Source organism: Mesorhizobium sp. M0207 (assembly GCF_040321995.1).
GTDB lineage: Bacteria > Pseudomonadota > Alphaproteobacteria > Rhizobiales > Rhizobiaceae > Mesorhizobium.
On the sequence record NZ_JAMYSQ010000065.1, the window covers coordinates 1 to 3,056 of the forward strand.

4 protein-coding genes are annotated in these 3,056 nt (G+C 60.6%); all 4 read right to left on the minus strand.

What is annotated here, in order from left to right; translation table 11 throughout:
• A partial coding sequence (locus NKJ15_RS32795) for an IS66 family transposase zinc-finger binding domain-containing protein (protein ID WP_352819831.1) occupies positions 1-536 on the minus strand: 536 nt, incomplete at its 3' end.
• A gap of 54 nt (positions 537-590) precedes the next feature.
• On the minus strand, positions 591-944 hold the full coding sequence (gene tnpB, locus NKJ15_RS32800; protein ID WP_014761846.1) for an IS66 family insertion sequence element accessory protein TnpB: 354 nt from the start codon (positions 942-944) through the stop codon (positions 591-593).
• On the minus strand, positions 925-1,398 hold the full coding sequence (tnpA, locus tag NKJ15_RS32805; protein WP_352453912.1) for an IS66-like element accessory protein TnpA: 474 nt from the start codon (positions 1,396-1,398) through the stop codon (positions 925-927). The genes tnpB and tnpA overlap by 20 nt, the downstream gene beginning before the upstream one ends.
• A 382-nt stretch (positions 1,399-1,780) precedes the next feature.
• Positions 1,781-2,938 (minus strand): IS110 family RNA-guided transposase, encoded by a 1,158-nt coding sequence (locus NKJ15_RS32810; protein WP_352819833.1) that lies wholly within the window; start codon positions 2,936-2,938, stop codon positions 1,781-1,783.
• Positions 2,939-3,056 lie beyond the last annotated feature (118 nt).

A 3,056-nucleotide genomic window follows, 5' to 3' on the forward strand; every position in this document is an offset into this window, starting at 1 on the left:
GGCAAGGGTTGCGCGGGCATCGGCGCGGTCACGACCGGCGTGTTGATGCCGGTACGGTCGCAATGACGGCAAGCATATTTGAACCGCACATTCTGCAGGACCTTCGCCTTCACCTCGATATGAAGTTGCTCGGTAACGGCCTCGCCCATGCGATGCATCTGGTGACGGCAGCAAGGACAAGCCTTCTGATCGTCGGGAAGGTCATACTCGACGCGCTCGCGCGGCAGGTTTTCCGGCAAGGCCTTGCGGCCGCGCTTCTTTCCCGTCGCCCCTTCGCTCGCCGGCAAGCCCGTGTCCGGCAGGACAACGACGCCGCCATCTTCGTTGTCGGCGGCGTCCTCATCCGCGGCCTGTTCGGCTTCATTGAAGAGGCGGTCAATGTGCTTTTCACTCTTCGGCGCAAAACGATGCAGTCGTGCAAGCGCCAGCTCTTCCTCGAGTTTGACGACGCGTTCGGTGAGTTGACGGTTCTGCGCCTGCAGCGCAGCAATACGCGCCATCAACGCTTCAACAGTCGGTTCGCCGGGTCGATTCATCAGATTCTTGAATCGAAAGCATGCCGCCGCGTCAACCGCTCAATTCGAGAGCCCTCAACCCGCAACCTGATATTGCCGCACCGGATGGCGGACCATCGCATCGATGTCGATGCCATCGAGGATCCAGTGCAATTGCTCGGTCGTAAGCGTGACCACCGCTGCCTCCCGGCGCGGCCACCGGAACTTGTCCTCGGTCAGCCGCTTCAGGACCAGCACAAAGCCCGACCGATCGAAGAACAGGAGCTTCATCCGGTCGCGACGGCGATTGCAGAACGCAAAAACCGCCGGAGCAAACGGATCGAGCGCCATCGTCTCTTGGACCAGAACCGCAAGGCTGTTGATGCCGGCCCGGAAGTCGATTGGCTCGCGGTGCAGGTAGACTTTCAGGTCAGCGCCCAGTCTGAACATGACCCAGTGCTCCGATGGTCGCCGTCAACGCATCCACATCACCGCATTCCAGCGTCAACTTCACGCCGTTCGGCAGCGACGCGCTCACCTTGGCTGGAGAGGAAAAAGGCGCTGTCCTTTTCGATGCCGACCTACGTGCCCCATCGCAAGTCCCCGGCAAATCCACCGCAGCCATGCTGCTCTGTCGCAGCAAGGCCCGATCGGAAGTGCTTTCAATCTGAACCGGGATGAACGCCGATGGTGGGGGCTGTGGGAGGGACTGGGTCTCCGCCCGCTTCTTTATCCACTTCCGAAGAAGGTTCGCATTGACCCCATGTTCGAGCGCAAGCCTCGATACCGACACGCCAGGCTCAAGACAGGCCGAGACAAGACGGTCCTTCGATGCCGGGTCGTATCGGCGTCGCCCGTCCCGACCGACAAGCCTCACCCGCAGTTTCTGCTCATCTTCTTCCATCACAAGGTGTCCACCTATTTTGGTGGACACCTTGTATGGGGATTTCGTTGTCAAGGGGCCTTCACTGATTTCGCGGTAAAGCGGTCAGGATAGCCATAACAGAACGGTTGGTCACTGCCTTGTGCATTGGTCCGCGAGCATCAAATTCGAGGGGAGCCTGCCTTTGGGCGCATCGCATTACGCCGCAACCTTGTATTCGGTGGGTCTGCAAAAGACCCGGACCATGAAGCAGTCATTGGCTTCAGCAGCAAGGCTCCGAGGCGGCGGGCCCATTCTCATGACGGCAAATAACGCCATGGTGTCCATCGGGACACCGCCACCTCGAATCGATACGCGCGGGCGTCATTACGGCGGTTGATCCGTCAGGCGCCCTGCAGTGTGTTCAGTTCATCGGGCGCAATGTGACGCCCATCGGGATTTCGCCGACGGTAACCAATCGCCAGAGCGCGATGAGTAACTTGCGTGCGAGCGCCACGATCATCGTCGTCTTGCGGGCGCCCTGTGCCGCTCGTGCCTGGAACCATTGCGTCAGTTCGCTATTCTTTTGGAATCTCAGGAAGCGCCAGGCCAATTGGATCAGCCCGCGTCGCACCCGGGCGTTGCCTGCCTTGGCCAACCCCTTTTCGCGTCGTTTAGATCCGCTCTCGTCGGGGGAGCCTGTCAGACCGGCGTAACGCGCCACCGCGCGCCGGTCTCTGAGGTTGCGGCTAAGCACCTCGTGGACCAGCATGTCGGCTGTCTCAATCCCGACACCAATCACGCGCGCCAATAGCACAACCATTGCATTATACCCCGACGCGGGCGCCTGCTCAAGCTGGGCAACTCTGGCTTTTTCAATCGTCGTGATCTGATCGCGCACCACCGCAAGCCGAGCCATGTCGCGCCGCATCTCTTCCAGCATATTCGGCGGAAGCGGCTGTCCTTCCGAAGTGCGCAGGTCCGGCAACTTCTTCGGCGCCCGGCGAAGCTCGGGCTTGAAGCCACGGATGCCGAGCCGAGCCAGCGCCCCTTTCATGCGATTGACTATCCGCGTTTTCTCGCTGACCAGGTTCTCCCGCTCGCGGCTCGGCCGCTTGGCATCCTCTTCCGCCAGTGATGGGATCGCCACCATGCGGCAGTGGCCACGCTCGCCACGCAGCCAACCCAGGAACACGCGCATCAGCATGGCCGTGTCTAGCCTGTCGGTTTTCGCCCGTCGGTGTTCACGGTTCACGGCGACGCTGGTTGAATGGATGACGTGAGCGTCTATGCCTCGCGTCTGCAGCCACCGGGCCAGCCAGAAGCCGTCTCGCCCAGCCTCGAAGGCCAGCGCGACCCGGTCTATCGGCATGCCCGCAGCCTCCGCCTCCGATCGCCAACGCGCGATCAAACCGAGCAATGCATTGGGATCGGAATCGAGTTTCTTGAGGGGGTGTCGCTGAACGCCGGGAAGCATTCCGGCCACCAGCCAGTTATTTTGACTCATTTCTACAACGACGAGCACAGTGCGAGCTTGATCCAATACAGTGATTGATCGGCTGAGATCGTCGACTTTGGACATGATAGTCTATCCTTCGGGTTGATCGTACGACGATGGTGCCACCTCGCCGCTCCCCCGCATAGCTTCTCATGCATCAGAGCACTCAACAGCAAAAGGTGCGGGGAAATTCGCGCTTACC

Excerpts from the sequence above, each read along its gene's own strand:
- tnpB (WP_014761846.1), bottom strand. The coding sequence starts at position 944 with ATGTTCAGACTGGGCGCTGACCTGAAAGTCTACCTGCACCGCGAGCCA.
- tnpA (WP_352453912.1), bottom strand. The coding sequence starts at position 1,398 with ATGGAAGAAGATGAGCAGAAACTGCGGGTGAGGCTTGTCGGTCGGGAC.
- NKJ15_RS32810 (WP_352819833.1), bottom strand. The coding sequence starts at position 2,938 with ATGTCCAAAGTCGACGATCTCAGCCGATCAATCACTGTATTGGATCAA.